The 14143-nt window shown below is 68.0% G+C and carries 17 protein-coding genes and 2 tRNA genes; 12 read left to right on the top strand and 7 right to left on the bottom strand.

Going from position 1 to position 14143, the window contains the following annotated elements; genetic code table 11:
* Positions 1 to 2: 2 nt before the first annotated feature.
* The 3 genes from N1027_RS10960 to N1027_RS10970 are packed head-to-tail and all read left to right on the top strand — an operon-like array spanning position 3 to position 2930.
* The gene (locus tag N1027_RS10960; protein WP_259507674.1) at positions 3 to 1634 is read left to right on the top strand and encodes an ABC transporter ATP-binding protein; all 1632 of its coding nucleotides are present in this window, start codon (positions 3 to 5) and stop codon (positions 1632 to 1634) included.
* Positions 1631 to 2413 (top strand): energy-coupling factor transporter transmembrane component T family protein, encoded by a 783-nt coding sequence (locus N1027_RS10965; protein ID WP_259507676.1) that lies wholly within the window; start codon positions 1631 to 1633, stop codon positions 2411 to 2413. Before N1027_RS10960 ends, N1027_RS10965 begins: the two co-directional genes overlap by 4 nt.
* A gap of 28 nt (positions 2414 to 2441) precedes the next feature.
* Complete coding sequence (locus tag N1027_RS10970) at positions 2442 to 2930, top strand: nucleoside/nucleotide kinase family protein (RefSeq protein WP_259507678.1); 489 nt, start codon at positions 2442 to 2444, stop codon at positions 2928 to 2930.
* A gap of 2 nt (positions 2931 to 2932) precedes the next feature.
* On the opposite strand, the gene N1027_RS10975 is transcribed toward N1027_RS10970, so the two are convergent.
* The 4 genes from N1027_RS10975 to orn form a co-directional block, all read right to left on the bottom strand.
* Positions 2933 to 4222: a D-alanyl-D-alanine carboxypeptidase family protein gene (locus N1027_RS10975; protein WP_259507680.1), complete on the bottom strand. Its 1290-nt coding sequence runs from the start codon at positions 4220 to 4222 to the stop codon at positions 2933 to 2935.
* 122 nt (positions 4223 to 4344) lie between these two features.
* Positions 4345 to 4695, bottom strand: a complete 351-nt coding sequence (locus tag N1027_RS10980; protein WP_259507681.1) for a metallopeptidase family protein — start codon at positions 4693 to 4695, stop codon at positions 4345 to 4347.
* Between the two features lie 85 nt (positions 4696 to 4780).
* Positions 4781 to 4856: transfer RNA gene (locus N1027_RS10985), tRNA-His, on the bottom strand.
* Between the two features lie 48 nt (positions 4857 to 4904).
* Positions 4905 to 5525, bottom strand: a complete 621-nt coding sequence (gene orn / locus N1027_RS10990; protein ID WP_259507684.1) for an oligoribonuclease — start codon at positions 5523 to 5525, stop codon at positions 4905 to 4907.
* Between the two features lie 54 nt (positions 5526 to 5579).
* Between orn and N1027_RS10995 the strand changes: the two genes are divergently transcribed.
* From N1027_RS10995 to N1027_RS11010, 4 genes are all read left to right on the top strand, one after another.
* Positions 5580 to 5798: an SCO4848 family membrane protein gene (locus N1027_RS10995; RefSeq protein ID WP_259507686.1), complete on the top strand. Its 219-nt coding sequence runs from the start codon at positions 5580 to 5582 to the stop codon at positions 5796 to 5798.
* A 69-nt stretch (positions 5799 to 5867) separates the two neighbouring features.
* Positions 5868 to 6545 (top strand): PadR family transcriptional regulator, encoded by a 678-nt coding sequence (locus tag N1027_RS11000; protein ID WP_259507687.1) that lies wholly within the window; start codon positions 5868 to 5870, stop codon positions 6543 to 6545.
* 199 nt (positions 6546 to 6744) lie between these two features.
* Positions 6745 to 7740, top strand: a complete 996-nt coding sequence (locus N1027_RS11005) for an ATP-binding cassette domain-containing protein (protein WP_259507689.1) — start codon at positions 6745 to 6747, stop codon at positions 7738 to 7740.
* Positions 7740 to 8516 carry an ABC transporter permease gene (locus tag N1027_RS11010; protein WP_259507691.1) on the top strand — a complete coding sequence of 259 codons (777 nt, stop codon included), beginning with the start codon at positions 7740 to 7742 and terminating at the stop codon, positions 8514 to 8516. The genes N1027_RS11005 and N1027_RS11010 overlap by 1 nt, the downstream gene beginning before the upstream one ends.
* Positions 8517 to 8536: 20 nt before the next feature.
* On the opposite strand, the gene N1027_RS11015 is transcribed toward N1027_RS11010, so the two are convergent.
* From N1027_RS11015 to N1027_RS11025, 3 genes are all read right to left on the bottom strand, one after another.
* Positions 8537 to 8609, bottom strand: a tRNA-Arg gene (locus N1027_RS11015).
* A 77-nt stretch (positions 8610 to 8686) separates the two neighbouring features.
* A complete protein-coding gene (locus N1027_RS11020) occupies positions 8687 to 9613 on the bottom strand; it encodes a hypothetical protein (RefSeq protein ID WP_259507693.1) in 927 nt (308 codons plus the stop codon).
* A 135-nt stretch (positions 9614 to 9748) separates the two neighbouring features.
* Positions 9749 to 9970, bottom strand: coding sequence for a hypothetical protein (locus tag N1027_RS11025; protein ID WP_259507695.1), 222 nt, complete (start codon positions 9968 to 9970; stop codon positions 9749 to 9751).
* A 59-nt stretch (positions 9971 to 10029) separates the two neighbouring features.
* Here N1027_RS11025 and msrA point away from each other — a divergent pair, with 59 nt between their 5' ends.
* The 5 genes from msrA (at position 10030) to N1027_RS11050 (ending at position 14142) form a co-directional block, all read left to right on the top strand.
* The gene (gene msrA, locus N1027_RS11030) at positions 10030 to 10557 is read left to right on the top strand and encodes a peptide-methionine (S)-S-oxide reductase MsrA (RefSeq protein WP_259507697.1); all 528 of its coding nucleotides are present in this window, start codon (positions 10030 to 10032) and stop codon (positions 10555 to 10557) included.
* 131 nt (positions 10558 to 10688) lie between these two features.
* A complete protein-coding gene (locus tag N1027_RS11035; RefSeq protein ID WP_259507699.1) occupies positions 10689 to 11312 on the top strand; it encodes a single-stranded DNA-binding protein in 624 nt (207 codons plus the stop codon).
* 116 nt (positions 11313 to 11428) lie between these two features.
* Positions 11429 to 11962, top strand: a complete 534-nt coding sequence (locus N1027_RS11040; RefSeq protein ID WP_259507701.1) for a DUF6993 domain-containing protein — start codon at positions 11429 to 11431, stop codon at positions 11960 to 11962.
* Between the two features lie 2 nt (positions 11963 to 11964).
* Positions 11965 to 13647 carry an energy-dependent translational throttle protein EttA gene (gene ettA / locus N1027_RS11045; protein WP_259507702.1) on the top strand — a complete coding sequence of 561 codons (1683 nt, stop codon included), beginning with the start codon at positions 11965 to 11967 and terminating at the stop codon, positions 13645 to 13647.
* 12 nt (positions 13648 to 13659) lie between these two features.
* Positions 13660 to 14142, top strand: a complete 483-nt coding sequence (locus N1027_RS11050; RefSeq protein ID WP_259507704.1) for an acyl-CoA thioesterase — start codon at positions 13660 to 13662, stop codon at positions 14140 to 14142.
* Position 14143: the final 1 nt, after the last annotated feature.

A 14143-nucleotide genomic window follows, 5' to 3' on the forward strand; every position in this document is an offset into this window, starting at 1 on the left:
GGATGCCGCGGAGCCACGAACCGGCGACACCGGTGCAGCCCCTTCCCGCAGGCTTTCGGGCCGCGGGCTGGGGCTGGCGGCATGCAGGGCGCTCCTCGTGGGCGGTTCGGGGACTCGACCTCGTGATCGAGCCGGGCGAGCGTGTGCTGCTGCTCGGCGCATCCGGGGCCGGTAAGTCGACGCTGATCCAAGCCTTCGCGGGTGTGCTGGGCGGCGCCGACGAAGGCGAAGAAGAGGGCACCCTCGAGGTCGCCGGCCACGACCCGCGCCACACCCGCGGTCGAGTGGGCCTGGTGGCGCAAGACCCCGATTCACAGATCGTGCTCGCCCGCGTGGGCGACGACGTGGCCTTCGGATGCGAGAACCTCGGCGTGCCCCGCCCCGAGATCTGGCAGCGGGTCGACCGAGCGCTCGGCGCGGTCGGACTCGACCTGCCGCTCGACCGCTCGACCTCGGAACTCTCCGGGGGCCAGAAGCAGCGCGTGGCGCTTGCCGGCGTCGTGGCGATGCAGCCGGGGGTGATCCTGCTGGACGAGCCGACGGCGAACCTCGACCCCGACGGCGTGGTGGAGGTGCGGGATGCGGTCGCCGACCTGGTGCGCCGGTCGGCAGCCACCTTCGTGGTGATCGAGCATCGCGTCGACATCTGGCTCGACGTGGTGGACCGGGTGGTGGTGCTGGCGCCCGGCGGGGGAGTGCTCGCCGACGGCGACCCCGCGACCGTGCTGGGACAGCGCGGCGACGAGCTCGCCCGCGATGGCGTCTGGGTGCCGGGTCGCGATCCGCTCGCGGGTCGACCAGCCCGCCCGGCGCGCGTGCGCCGGCCATCCCGATCCGAGCATGCGGCTGAGCACGGTGCGGCATCGGCCGTGCGCCCCACTGCGGTCGGCGGGGGATCGGATGCCCGCAAGCCCGTCCTGCTGACGGCGCGCGGACTCGACGTGGCACGGGTCGCCGGTGTCACGGTGGCTCAGGGGATCGACCTCGAACTCCGCGCCGGGGAAGCCACCGCCATTACCGGCCCGAACGGAGCAGGCAAGACGACTCTCGCACTCACGGTGGCCGGCCTCATCCCGCCCGCCGGAGGTGTGCTCGAAGCATCCGCCGCACTCGCCGACGGAACACATACCCGGCGCGGCATGCATGCGCCGTCCACCTCGCCGATCGCCTGGCGCTCTCGCGACCTGCTCACGCGCATCGGGATGGTTTTCCAAGATCCCGAACACCAATTCGTCACCGGCAGCGTGCGCGCCGAACTGGAGATCTCACTCGCGACGCTGAAGCTCGTGCCCGACGAGATCTCCGCGCGCGTCGCCGAGGTGGCGAGCCGACTGAGGCTCGACCGGCTGCTGAACGCCAATCCCTTCACCCTTTCCGGTGGGGAGAAGCGGCGGCTCTCGGTCGCCTCGGCCCTGGTGGCCCGGCCGCGCGTCCTCGTGCTCGACGAACCGACCTTCGGGCAGGACTCCCGCACCTGGGCCGAACTCGTTCGCCTGCTCGCCGAGCAGCTCGATCGCGGAACCGCCGTCGTGGCGGTGACCCACGACCGCGCCTTCGTCGAAGCCCTGGCCGATCAGGAGATCGTCGTGGGCACGCGGCACCGCGCGACCTCAGCCGAGGCGACCCGCTCATGACCGTTCTCGCCCCGCCCCGAGGTACCCGGCGCATCCATTCGATCAACCCCGTCGCGAAGCTCGCCGCCTCGCTCGTGCTCAGCGCCATCCTGCTGGTCACCATCGACTGGGTCTCGGCGGCTGTGGCGCTCGCGCTGGAGAGCGTGCTCTTCGTGTGGGCGGGTCTCGGCCCGCGCGCCTTCTTCCGTCGCACGTTCGCGATCTGGATCGCAGCGCCGCTCGCCGGCCTCACAACGCTCCTCTACGGCGTCACCTCCGGGCAGGTCTACTGGCAGTTCCTGCTCATGGAGATCAGCGACGGCTCGATCTCGCTGGCCGTGGCGACGGTGCTCCGCATCCTCGCCATCGGGCTCCCCGCCGTCGTTCTCTTCGCCACCATCGACCCCACCGACCTCGCCGACGGCCTGGCTCAGGTCTGGCACCTGCCGAGCCGATTCGTGCTCGGCGCGTTGGCGGGCCTGCGCCTCATCGCACTCTTCTTGCAGGACTGGCGCCAGCTCGAACTCGCCCGGCGGGCCCGTGGTCTCGGCGACTCCGGCCGGCTGCGGCGCTTCGCCAGTCAGGCCTTCGCCCTGCTGGTCATCTCGATCCGTCGGGGCAGTAAACTCGCCACCGCCATGGAGGCGCGCGGGTTCGGCGGAGCGACCGTGCGCACCTGGGCCCGTGAGTCGTCGTTCGGCGGGCGCGAGTGGCTCCTCGTGCTCGTCGGGGCCGCGATCGGCGCGGTGGCCATCGCCGTCGCGGTCGCGACCGGCTCGTTCAACTTCATCATCGGATGAGCGGGGCTGACATGAGCGGGGCGGTCACATGACCGTGATCCTGATCGACGGCCCGAGCGGCTCGGGCAAGACTCTGCTGGCGCTCCGGATGCGCGACCACTGGGTCGGCGCCGACCGTCCGACCCTCGTGCATCTCGATGACGTCTACCCCGGGTGGGACGGCCTGGATGCCGCGGGCGAGCAGGTGAACCGGCACCTCCTCGAGCCGCTGCGCGCAGGCCTGCCCGCGCGCTGGCAGCGATACGACTGGACCGCCGGAGAACCGGCCGAATGGCACGATGTCGACCCGTCGCATCCGCTGATCGTCGAGGGCTGCGGCGCTCTCACGAGATCGAACAGGGCCCTGGCCGACCTCGCCATCTGGGTCGAGACCGATGACGAGACGCGCAAGGCGAGAGCGATCGCGCGCGACGGCGAGAGCTACCTGCGGGAGTGGGACCGCTGGGATGCGCAGTGGCGGGCGTTCGTGCGCCGCGAGAATCCGCGCGAACTCGCCACGATGGTCGTGCCGACCTGACGTCAGCCCTTCGTGCGCGAGTCGATGAACGCCGAGATCACGGGCACCGGATTGGTCAGGCGCCAGAGCGGCCCCGGGTCGCGGAGGCGCTGGTCGAGTTCGAGCAGCACGGTGATGTCGCCGTCGGGGGTCGTGACGGTGACGCTGCCGACCTGCTCGCCCTTCGCTCCCGTGGTGATCGGTTTCGCGTCGACGCGGTACTGCAGCCCCGAGGCGTCCCAGAGCATCCGTGATTCCGTGGCCGTGGCCACGCCTCGCGCCGTCTCGCCCCAGGGGGTGGTGTATGTCACGAAGGCTTGCCCCTCGGTCACCACGTCGGTCTGCGTGATGGTGCCCGCAGCCGAACCGGCGAGGGCTTCGAGGTCGGCGTCGAGCGTGTCCCAATCGGGTTCCCGGATGAACGCCCCGTAGAGCGTGGCTGTGGCGGCATCGGTTCCGGATGCGCCGCTTGACGAACCGGCGACCGGCACCGCCAGCGCGAACAGGTAGCAGATGCCGGCCTGATCGGTGTAGCTGCGCGAGACGCCCGTGTAGCCGAGTTCGGGCTGGTAGGCCGCGAGGTTGTCGACCCGGCGGTTGCCCGGCAGCGTGATGTCGTCGGCGTCGGATGCCATGATCTCCGAGATCGACGCCTCGGAGAACGCGAAGGCGCTCACCCGGGCGAGGTCGGAGGCGGTGCCGATGTCGTTCTCGTCGAGCCCCGTGGCATCGACCACCGTGATGCCCGTGAGGCCTCGGGCGGTGAGCCAGGCCTGGGCGGCCTCGAGATAGGCGTCGATCGATCCGTAGGCCCAACGGGCGAGGGTGTCGGCGTGGTTGTTGCTCGAGCCGAGCAGCATCGCCTCCATCATCTCGCGCTGTGTCCAGTTCTCGCCCTGGGCGACCGCGACGGTGCGGGCGCTCTCGGCGATGTATTTCTGATAGCCGTCGGCGTCGGCCTTCGATACCGCGATCGTCGGCCCTTCGCTGCCGGCGGCCAAAGGCTTCGCGGCCAGCACCACGAGTGCGGTGATGATCTTGGCCGATCCGCCCATCGGCACGGCCTCGGTGAGTCCGGCCGAGGCGATCACGGGTGTCGCCACGTCGGCCACGATCGCACTCGCCCCGGTGGCCGGCATGGTGGGGCTGGCCGTGGTGGCGGCGCCGCCCGTGGTCTCGTCGACCGAGGCGCTCGCCGACGGAAGGGGGCCGACGAGTGTCGCGGGGCCGTACAGTCCGAGCCCGAGGATGACGAAGACGCCGACGAGCACGATGACGGCTCTCACCGCCTTGCGCCCGACCGTCGTTGCCATGACTCCAGGCTACGGGGGCGACCATACCCTCCCGGGTATCGACTCGGTTGCGAGTTGCTGAGCATCTGCCGTCAAGCCGTGGGCGCCGCTCGTCCTAGCCGTCTGCGGCGTGCTGACCCGCGCTACCCCCAGCCGAGCTCGTGCAGCTTCTCGTCGTCGATGCCGTAATAGTGCGCGATCTCGTGCACCAGGGTGACGTGCACCTGGTCGCGGAGTTCGTCGACGTCGGCGCAGATCGCCAGCAGCGGCTCCCGGAAGACGGTGATGCGGTCGGGCATCTCGCCGAAGCCGTATTGCCCCCGTTCGGTGAGGGCGACGCCGTCGTAGAGGCCGAGGAGATCGAGCGAGCCGTCCTCCGGGCGGTCCTCCACCACGAACATCACGTTGTCGAGGCCGTCCATCATGTCGTCGGGCAGACGGTCGAGTTCGTCGCCGACGAGTTGCTCGAAGGCTTCCGCATCCATCTCGACCATGAGCATCCTGTCGTGCGTGATTCGTGCTGTGAGACGACGATGGCCCGGGAGAACCCGGGCCATCACGCTGTGCAACTAGCACATCTGGGGTGAATAACGGGACTCGAACCCGCGACATCCGGCACCACAAGCCAGCGCTCTACCAACTGAGCTATATCCACCATGTTCACCTCGCAATCGCGATTGCGTGGCAACGATAGAAGATTCTATTACATCCGCGAGCCGAATTCGCGCACCACGTCGGCCGAGAGGGTCTTGAGCTCGGTTGAGGTGGGCCCGGGCTCGGCGATGAACACCGCTTTGCGGTAGTACTCGAGCTCGCGGATCGACTCCAGGATGTCGGCGAGGGCTCGGTGGCCGCCGGCCTTCTCCGGGGCGTTGAAGTAGACCCGGGGGAACCAGCGACGGGCGAGCTCCTTGATGGAGGAGACGTCGATGCTGCGGTAGTGCAGGTGGCCGTCGACCCGCGGCATGAACTTCGAGATGAACGAGCGGTCGGTGCCGATCGTGTTGCCCGCGAGCGGGGCCTGCTGGGGAGTGGGCACGAACTTCAGGATGTATTCGAGCACCTGGTATTCAGCATCCGCGAGACTCACCCCATTCGGAATCTCCTCGGAGAGACCACTCGTCTCATGCATCTTCGTGACGAAATCGTTCATGTTCGCCAGTGCGGAGTCGTCGGGTTTGATGACGATGCTGAAGCCCGGGTCGACCAGTGCGAGGTCGAAGTCGGTGATGACCACCGCCACCTCGACCAGCTCGTCGACCTCGAGGTCCAACCCTGTCATCTCGCAGTCGATCCAGACGAGACGGTCTGAGGAAGAGCTCATGAGCCGAGTCTAGCGGCGGCCTCGGACACCGCGGGCGCTCGTAGAATGGCGCCGATGATCACAACACTCGCCATCCTCCTCTTCGTCAACGCCGCCTGGAACGCGATCGTCTGGCCGCAGTTCTTCAAGCGGGTCAACCGCGACGAACGCGCTCGCGACGACGCCGGCAAGCCTACGACCTTCCTCATCGTGCACGCCGTGCTGATCGGCATCTCGCTGCTCATCGCCGCAATCTCGGCGGTCGTCGCAATCGTCGCGCTGGTGAGCCAGTAGGACGTCGCATCCGGCTCTTGCGATATATTTCGATACCAAATACTCTGAACAAAGTATTTGGAGGTGAGTATGTCGCGTCGAGCCATTGCCAATCCGCTCGCACTGGCCGTGCTGTCGTGCCTGTGGGAGCGCCCGATGTACCCGTACGAGATCACCACCACCCTGCGTGAGCGCGGTAAAGAAGACAGCATCCGCCTGAACTTCGGCTCGCTCTACGCGGTCATGAAGTCGCTCGAGAAGCACGGCTTCATCGAGGAGTCCCGCTTCGAACGCGAGGGCAACCGCCCTGAGCGCACCGTCTACGAGATCACGGCGGAGGGTAGGCGGGAGACCACCGAGTGGCTCCGCGACCTCCTCGAGACGCCGGCGAAGGAGTATCCGGCGATCGAGGCGGGGTTGTCGCTCATGGCGATCCTGCCGCCGCGCGAGGTCGCCGGGCTGCTCCGTACGCGCGCCCAACTCCTCACCTCCGAGCTCGAGCGCCGCGAGGCGGTGGCCTCGGGGCCGGAGTTCGCGGGTCTGCCCGAGATCTTCACCGCGGAGTTCGACTACAAGCTCGCGCTGCTGCGCGCCGAACGCGATTACATCGCCGCCTTCGCCGACCGCCTCGACAGGGGCGAAGTCGGCGGTCAAGACGTGTGGGCCCGCATGCACGAGTTGCTCGCGCAGGGCCGGCCGGCCCACGAGGTGCAACAGCTCCTCGCGCCCCATCTTCCGAAGGAGGCGGCCACCGGCACACACGAGTAGGGCTACGCCCACCATGAAACGGCGGTCCGGATGCGCCAACATCCGAACCGCCTGAACCCGAGTCGTCCGTTTCCGGACCTGCGTCAACAGCTGCCTCGAGGCTCTTCGCCATCGTACTCATGTGCACAGGGTCTCCGCCCGACCCGCGATTCCGCGGACCGGGGCCCGACAGACGACTCCTCAACCGAAGGAGAACACCATGGCGAACACCACTGGCGCGCCGGCCCTCGAGGCCTCCGCGCTCACCAAGACATATCCGGGCGGGCGGGGCAGACACACTGTCACGGCTCTCGACGGCCTCAGCTTCGAGGCATCCGAGGGCACCGTCTTCGGCCTGCTCGGCCCCAACGGAGCGGGCAAGTCGACGACCGTCAAGATCTTGTCGACACTGTCCCGGGCCGATTCCGGTCGCGCGTTCGTCGCCGGAATCGACGTCGCCGCCCGACCCGACCGGGTGCGGCACGCGATCGGGTTCGTGGCCCAGAAGCAGGTTTCCGACCCCATGGACACCGGGCGGGAGAACCTCGTGCTGGCCGGGCGGCTCCAGGGCATGACAGGGGGCGACGCGAAGGCCCGCGCCTACGAGCTGCTGCAGCGCTTTTCGCTGGAGGAGGCGGGCGACCGACTCGTCAAAACCTACTCGGGCGGGATGGCGCGCAAGCTCGACGTGGCGATCGGCCTGATGAACCGCCCGGCCGTGCTCTTTCTCGACGAGCCGACCACCGGTCTCGATCCGGAGGCGCGGGCCGAGATGTGGGCCGAGATCGAACGGATGTCGGTGGAGGAACGGATGACCGTGCTGCTCACCACGCACTACCTCGAGGAGGCCGACCGGCTGGCCTCGCGACTGGCGATCGTCGATCACGGCCGGGTCGTCGCATCCGGAACTCCAGAAGAACTGAAGAACGAATTGCGTGGCGACACAGTGGTGATCGAACTCGGGGCCGAATCGGATGCGGGCGTCGCGTTGGCCGCGATCGCTCGCCTCGACCTGCTGCGCGAGGTGGCGGCGGCCGGGCACGTGCTGCGTGCTCGCGCAGACGCGGGGGCGACCGCCTTGCCGCTCGCGCTGGCGCTGCTCGATGACGCGGGCATCCGGGTCGCCTCGGCCACCGTCGCCCGGCCGAGCCTCGACGACGTCTACCTCAACCACACCGGGCGCACCTTCGCCCGCGCGCAGGGAGAGGAGCTGTGATGACCTTCCTCAGCCACACCGCGTTCCTCACCGGTCGCCAGTTGCGCGCCTTCTGGCGCATGCCGGCGTTCCTCGTGATGAACCTCATCCAGCCCGTCATCTGGTTGCTGCTTTTCGGGCAGCTGTTCAAATCGGTCATCGAGATTCCCGGATTCGGCGCCGCCGGCACGTACCTCGAGTTCCTGACGCCGGGCATCGTGATGATGATGGCGCTGTTCGGCAGCGCCTGGGCGGGCACCGTCTACATCCAAGACATGGATCGGGGCGTGATGGACAGGTTCCTTACCTCGCCCACCAGCCGCGGCGCGCTGATCGTGTCGACGATCGTCTACCAGGGCATCCTCGCGGTGGTGCAGTCACTGCTGGTGCTGCTGATCGCATGGTTGGCGGGGGCACGCTTCTCCGGCGGCGTTCTGGGAGTGGTGGTGCTGCTCGTCGCCGTCGTGCTGCTCACGGCGGTTTTCGCCGCTTTCTCGAACGCGATCGCGCTGCTCGCCCGCCAGCAGACGGCGCTGATCGGCATCTCGCAGTTGATCTCGTTTCCGCTGATGTTCCTCAGCTCGGCGATCATGAACACCGCGCTGTCGCCGCAGTGGGTACAGGATGTCGCGCGCTACAACCCGTTCGAGTGGGCTGTGATCGTCGGCCGGTCGGCACTGTCGGAAGCGCCGGACTGGGCCTCCATCTGGCTCCACCTCGGGCTGCTGGCCGCACTGGCCGTGGTGATGGCGTGGCTGGCGACGCGGGCGTTCCGCAGCTATCAGCGGAGCGCATAGTGCTCGGGGCTGGGGAGGCGTGCCCCTGGCTGGATTCGAACCAGCGACAAACGGATTAGAAGGCCGGTGCTCTATCCACTGAGCTACAGGGGCGACCCCGAAAGCGTACTACGACGCGGCGGGCGTCCCTGTAGCTCCCAGTGCCTACTCGGTCGGATTACTCGGTCGCGCTACTCGGATGCGCGCGGCGGGAACGCGTGCACCGGCGGCGGGATCTCGCCCGAGGCGCGTGCATCTGCGGGGTCGACCGTGAACTCCAGGTCGGCCAGCGGCGACGGTGCTCCGGGAGCGACGCCGCGCGTGCCGTTGCCCGAAGCCACCTGCTGCACCGTGGGGCGTGGCTCGTGCGTGGGTGGCAGGGGAGCGGCCGGGGCGATGACCGCGGTTGCGGCGCCCGATGCGTAGCTCGAGGTGCCCGATCCGTAACTCACGGGTTCGGCGATCGGTGTGGCGGGGGCGCTTGAGGCGGCGGGAGTGCTCGATGCCGTCGGAGTGCTGAGTGCTCCGGGGGCACTCAGAGCCTCGGTGCCGGCGTACTGGGAGTGGTGTTGCTGCGCTACCCAAGCATCCTGTTGCGCGAGCAGTTCGCGCTCGGTGGACGCGTCTTCGGTGGCCCAACGCTCAAGGTCGCTCTGGAAGACCCGCTTCGCGCGGCCCGGACGCTGCTGCCACTCGATCAGGCGGTCACGGAACTCGAAGACGGCCGGCTCGACCTGGTAGCCGAAGGTCGCCGACTCGCGCTTCATCTCGGCGAGGGCATGGGCGGCCCAGTTCGCCGCGACATCCGCTCCCTTGATCGGCAGCAGGCGCACCTGGATGTCGGCCTGACCGGTCGCCCGGTCGGAGAGGATCTGCTCCTGCGGCGTGAGCGAATTCCATACCGAGGCCTGTTCGGCGGCGTCGATGAGCGACGCGATGGCCGAGATCTTCAGCTCACGATCGTGCTTGGCGAGGAGGCGCTTGACCGAGCTGTGCGCGATCCACGCGGCGAGCAGACCCGCCACGATGATCGCCACCGCGGGCAAGACGATGTCGGAGACCACGAACTCTCCGGTGGGTGAAGTGAGCCACCGGACGAATGCATTCCACCATTCCATGAGGCGCACACTACCCCGCAGTATTCGGATGGCTGTTGCGACGAGCCGGTGTCGCCGGAACTGGTGTCACGATCGTCATCACGGCTCGTGTCATCGCAACTCCAGTCAACGCAGTTCTTGTCACCGCAGCTCTTGTCAACGCAGGCATTCGGCGGCCTCCTCCCGCTCAGCGAACTCGCCGATGGCCACCAGCCGCAGGGGCGGATGGAGCCGGGTGGCGCGGTAGCGCGGCAGCCCCTCCGACTCGAACTCCTCGACGTAGCCGAGGAGGATGCCCGACGGGGCGGTCACGCGCCAGTACCCGTCGCGGACGCGGCGGAGCTCCGGGCGATGCAAGATCGGGGTCGTGGTGGTCATGATCCGACGGTAGATCCAGCCACCGACATCGCGTTTCCGGGCGGTCGTAGAATCGGGGCATGGAAACCTTCGTTCTCGCAGGAGGCTGCTTCTGGTGCCTCGACGCGGTCTACCGCACCCTCGAGGGTGTCGACGACGTCGTCTCGGGATACACCGGCGGCACCGTCCCGAATCCCAGTTACGAACTGGTGTGCACCGGCAGCACCGGACATGCCGAAGCGGTCGAGGTGCGTTTCGACCCGTCGGTCATCCCGGCCGACATCATCCTCGATGTCTTCTTCACCCTGCACGACCCGCGGCAATTGAACCGTCAAGGCAACGACGTGGGCACGCAGTACCGATCGGCGATGTTCTACCAGGGCGAGGAGCAGAAGGCCCTGTTCGAGGCATCGCTCGTGCGCGCCGGGGAGCTGTGGGACGGCGGTATCGTCACGACGCTCGAGCCGCTCGGGGAGTTCTACCGGGCCGAGGAATACCACCAGGACTTCTTCGCGAAGAACCCGGGTCAGGGCTACTGCATGGCCGTCGCGGTGCCGAAAGTCTCGAAGGTGCGCAAGGCCTACGCGAGCTACATCAAGGCCGCCTGACCTCTCCACCACATTTTCCAACGGCCGAGGCCCCGTGCACAGATACGGGCCTCGGCCGTTCTTCGTCGTCGCTCCCTGCGCAGAATCGGGTGGTCACAACGACCACAGACCACGATCACAAGGAGCACAGGATGCCCGACCACTTGACCCTCACCGGAGTCGTCGCCACGTCGCCTCGGCACATCACCACGAACTCGGGGCTCGACATCACGAGCTTCCGGTTGGCCTCGGGTCAGCGCCGCTTCGACCGCGAGCAGAAACGCTGGGTCGACGCCGAGACGAACTGGTACACCGTGACCACGTTCCGCCAGCTCGCGCTCAACGTCGCCAGTTCGATCGAGCGGGGCCAGCACGTCGTGGTCACCGGGCGGCTGCGTGTCCGCGCCTGGGAGAACGGCGACAAGTCCGGCACCACGATCGAACTGGAGGCCGAGGCAGCGGGGCACGACCTCAGCTGGGGAACCTCGGCGTACACGAAGACGATCTTCTCCGGTTCGCCGGGTGAGCAGACCGAGTCGTCGGGCGGGGGGTTCGTGCCGCCAGAATCGTCGAGCGCGCCCGGGCTCGCTCAAGCGGGCTGGGCGCCTCCGCCTCTGTCTGGAGGGGCACCGGATGCCGGCGACTCCGGTGGGTCGACGGGAGAAGGCGGGCCCACGGCAGACGGCGCCGACGGCGGGTCGGTGGATGATTCGGATGCCCTGTCGTCAGAAGACGGAGAAGGTGCCGCATCCGGGAGCCTGCTCGTGCCATTTTGACCGGGGGAGCCCAGAGGGTGGGGGCTCACAGCCGGATCGCCCGGCGACCGCATAAACTCATGGACGGCCCACGGGCCGTTCCACGGGGCACCGCGATCGAGAGGACACTGCGAGCGATGCACACGAAACGAGGCGCAACCGCACTCGGCAGCCGATCGAATCGACGCGGCCTGCACCGCCGCGGTGCGGTGCTCGCCGTGATCCCGGTGGGGTTGTCGCTGCTGCTCGCCGCGTGCACCGCCGGGCCATCCGCTCCGTCGACCTCAACGGCCCCGACCACGAGTGCCTCGTCGAGCGCGACGGCGACTCCCACCCCGGTGGCCAGCACTCTGAACCCCGGCGGCTCGGCGGCCGACAACCAGGCATTTTTCGACTCGGTCAACCGGGCGCTCATTGCGAGCAACCCGGCCGCCGGTGGTGTCGAATTCACGAGCAACCTGCGCACCAACGGATTCGACATCGCGGCGATGCAGGTCACGGCCGACACGACCACGGTCGGGGTCGCGGCCGACTCGATCCAGTTCTCGGTGCACTGGGGCGACGACTGCCTGATCGGGCAGTACGGCCAGGGCCAGTACGAGAGCATCGTCGCCCCCGCCCTCGGCACCGGGGCGTGCCTAGTGGGTCAGACCCGCGCCATAGACTGGTAAGCATGGCCGAATACATTTACTCGATGGTGCGCGCCCGCAAAGCGGTGGGCGACAAGCTGATCCTCGACGACGTCACGATGGCGTTCCTCCCGGGGGCGAAGATCGGTGTGGTCGGCCCCAACGGCGCGGGAAAGTCCACCATCCTGAAGATCATGGCGGGTCTCGACACCCCGTCGAACGGCGAGGCCAAGCTCACGCCCGGATTCACGGTCGGCATCCTGATGCAGGAGCCCGAGCTCGACGAGTCGAAGACCGTGCTCGAGAACGTGCAGGAGGGCGTCGGCCCCATCAAGGGCAAGATCGACCGCTTCAACGAGATCAGCGCCGAGATGGCCGAGCCCGATGCCGATTTCGACACGCTGCTCGCCGAGATGGGCACGCTGCAGGAAGAGATCGACGCCGCTGACGCGTGGGATCTGGACTCGCAGCTCGAGCAGGCGATGGACGCTCTGCGCACGCCCCCGGGCGACGCGCCGGTCGCGAACCTCTCCGGTGGTGAGAAGCGCCGCGTCGCGCTCTGCAAGCTGCTCCTGCAGAAGCCCGACCTGCTGCTGCTCGACGAGCCCACCAACCACCTCGACGCCGAGAGTGTCGCCTGGCTCGAGCAGCACCTGTCGAAGTACCCCGGCGCCGTGCTCGCCGTGACTCACGACCGGTACTTCCTCGACCACGTGGCCGAATGGATCGCCGAAGTCGACCGCGGACGCCTCTACCCCTACGAGGGCAACTACTCCACCTACCTCGAGAAGAAGCGCGAGCGCCTCGAGGTGCAGGGCAAGAAGGACGCGAAGCTCGCGAAGCGGCTGTCCGAAGAGCTCGACTGGGTGCGCAGCAACGCAAAGGGCCGCCAGGCGAAGTCGAAGGCCCGTCTCGCCCGCTACGAGGAGATGGCCACCGAGGCCGAGCGCACCCGCAAACTCGATTTCGAAGAGATCGTGATCCCGGTGGGGCCGCGTCTCGGCTCCCAGGTCATCGACGCCAAGAAGCTGCACAAGGCCTTCGGCGAGCGCGTGCTGATCGACGACCTGTCGTTCACCCTGCCGCGCAACGGCATCGTCGGCGTCATCGGCCCGAACGGCGTCGGCAAGACCACGCTCTTCAAGACCATCGTGGGCCTCGAGCCGCTCGACGGCGGAGACCTGAAGATCGGCGACACGGTCGACATCTCCTACGTCGACCAGAGCCGTGGGGGAATCGACCCGCAGAAGACCCTGTGGGAGGTCGTGTCCGACGGTCAGGACTACATCCAGGTCGGCAAGACCGAGATCCCGTCGCGCGCCTACGTCTCGACCTTCGGCTTCAAGGGCCCCGACCAGCAGAAGCGGGCGGGTGTGCTCTCCGGTGGTGAGCGCAACCGCTTGAACCTCGCGCTCACGCTGAAGCAGGGCGGCAACCTCTTGCTGCTCGATGAGCCCACGAACGACCTCGACGTCGAGACCCTCGGCAGCCTCGAGAACGCGCTGCTCGAGTTCCCCGGCTGCGCCGTGGTCATCACTCACGACCGGTGGTTCCTCGACCGCATCGCCACGCACATCCTGGCCTATGAGGGCACCGAAGACGACCCGGCGAACTGGTATTGGTTCGAAGGCAACTTCGAGGCCTACGAGGAGAACAAGATCGAGCGCCTCGGCCCCGACGCCGCGAAGCCGCACCGCTCCGCCTACCGGAAGCTCACGCGCGACTAGAAGCGATCAGCGATGCGACTGCATGTTCCGATCCAGCTGCGCTGGAGCGACCTCGACGCCTACGGGCACGTCAACAACGCCTCGATGCTGAAGATCCTCGAAGAAGCGCGTGTCTTCGCCTTCTGGGTCGACGGCGACCTGACCGACCCCACGCAGGCGGCGTGGACGACGGCGGTCATCGACGCCAGCCCCACGACGCGCACGAAGAGCGTCATCTCGCGCCAGGAGATCGAATACGTGCGCTCGATGCCCTACATCCGGCAGCCGATCGACGTCGAACTCTGGATCGGACACCTGGGTGGCGCCAGCCTCGACGTCTACTACGAGATCAAGAGCCCACTCGCGTTGCCGCCTCAGGTCACCTACGTGAAAGCCTCCACCACGCTGGTACTGGTCGACGCCGACACCGAGCGGCCGCGGCGCATCCTGCCGCACGAGCGCGAGGCCTGGGAGCCTTACCTCGACGAGCCGCTCACCTTCCGCCGCCGCACCTGAC

It is taken from the genome of Herbiconiux aconitum (assembly GCF_024979235.1).
GTDB classification, from domain to species: domain Bacteria; phylum Actinomycetota; class Actinomycetes; order Actinomycetales; family Microbacteriaceae; genus Herbiconiux; species Herbiconiux aconitum.

Bases quoted from the DNA above. Each gene is read 5' to 3' on its own strand.
- N1027_RS10960 (WP_259507674.1), top strand. From the start codon at position 3: ATGCCGCGGAGCCACGAACCGGCGACACCGGTGCAGCCCCTTCCCGCA.
- N1027_RS10965 (WP_259507676.1), top strand. From the start codon at position 1,631: ATGACCGTTCTCGCCCCGCCCCGAGGTACCCGGCGCATCCATTCGATC.
- N1027_RS10970 (WP_259507678.1), top strand. From the start codon at position 2,442: ATGACCGTGATCCTGATCGACGGCCCGAGCGGCTCGGGCAAGACTCTG.
- N1027_RS10975 (WP_259507680.1), bottom strand. From the start codon at position 4,222: ATGGCAACGACGGTCGGGCGCAAGGCGGTGAGAGCCGTCATCGTGCTC.
- N1027_RS10980 (WP_259507681.1), bottom strand. From the start codon at position 4,695: ATGGTCGAGATGGATGCGGAAGCCTTCGAGCAACTCGTCGGCGACGAA.
- orn (WP_259507684.1), bottom strand. From the start codon at position 5,525: ATGAGCTCTTCCTCAGACCGTCTCGTCTGGATCGACTGCGAGATGACA.
- N1027_RS10995 (WP_259507686.1), top strand. From the start codon at position 5,580: ATGATCACAACACTCGCCATCCTCCTCTTCGTCAACGCCGCCTGGAAC.
- N1027_RS11000 (WP_259507687.1), top strand. From the start codon at position 5,868: ATGTCGCGTCGAGCCATTGCCAATCCGCTCGCACTGGCCGTGCTGTCG.
- N1027_RS11005 (WP_259507689.1), top strand. From the start codon at position 6,745: ATGGCGAACACCACTGGCGCGCCGGCCCTCGAGGCCTCCGCGCTCACC.
- N1027_RS11010 (WP_259507691.1), top strand. From the start codon at position 7,740: ATGACCTTCCTCAGCCACACCGCGTTCCTCACCGGTCGCCAGTTGCGC.
- N1027_RS11020 (WP_259507693.1), bottom strand. From the start codon at position 9,613: ATGGAATGGTGGAATGCATTCGTCCGGTGGCTCACTTCACCCACCGGA.
- N1027_RS11025 (WP_259507695.1), bottom strand. From the start codon at position 9,970: ATGACCACCACGACCCCGATCTTGCATCGCCCGGAGCTCCGCCGCGTC.
- msrA (WP_259507697.1), top strand. From the start codon at position 10,030: ATGGAAACCTTCGTTCTCGCAGGAGGCTGCTTCTGGTGCCTCGACGCG.
- N1027_RS11035 (WP_259507699.1), top strand. From the start codon at position 10,689: ATGCCCGACCACTTGACCCTCACCGGAGTCGTCGCCACGTCGCCTCGG.
- N1027_RS11040 (WP_259507701.1), top strand. From the start codon at position 11,429: ATGCACACGAAACGAGGCGCAACCGCACTCGGCAGCCGATCGAATCGA.
- ettA (WP_259507702.1), top strand. From the start codon at position 11,965: ATGGCCGAATACATTTACTCGATGGTGCGCGCCCGCAAAGCGGTGGGC.
- N1027_RS11050 (WP_259507704.1), top strand. From the start codon at position 13,660: ATGCGACTGCATGTTCCGATCCAGCTGCGCTGGAGCGACCTCGACGCC.